Source organism: Chryseobacterium sp. SIMBA_028, assembly GCF_046535285.1.
In the GTDB taxonomy this organism is placed as follows: domain Bacteria; phylum Bacteroidota; class Bacteroidia; order Flavobacteriales; family Weeksellaceae; genus Chryseobacterium.
In genome coordinates, this window is record NZ_JAWRWZ010000621.1 from 1 (window position 1) to 250 (window position 250).

The window sequence follows — 250 nt, forward strand, 5'->3', positions numbered from 1 at the left end:
GAAAGATTGTTTACCACCGGGCTTTGGGAACAGCAAATCTAGAGACTCAATTACCTTTGAATAACCAGTCCGTTTTTGAGGCTGCTTCTTTATCAAAAACGGTTTTTGCTTATTTTGTATTGCGGCTCGTTGATCAGGGCGTTTTGAATCTGGATACACCATTGTATAAGTACATGCCTTATGAAGATATAGCCGATGACGAACGGTATAAATTAATCACCGCAAGGATGGTTTTGGACCATACCTCTGG

1 protein-coding gene is annotated in these 250 nt (G+C 40.8%); it reads left to right on the forward strand.

Annotation, left to right across the window (positions count from 1 at the left end; genetic code table 11):
- The coding region (locus tag SCA31_RS24710) for a serine hydrolase domain-containing protein (RefSeq protein WP_410699599.1) at positions 1-250 on the forward strand (250 nt) is incomplete at both ends.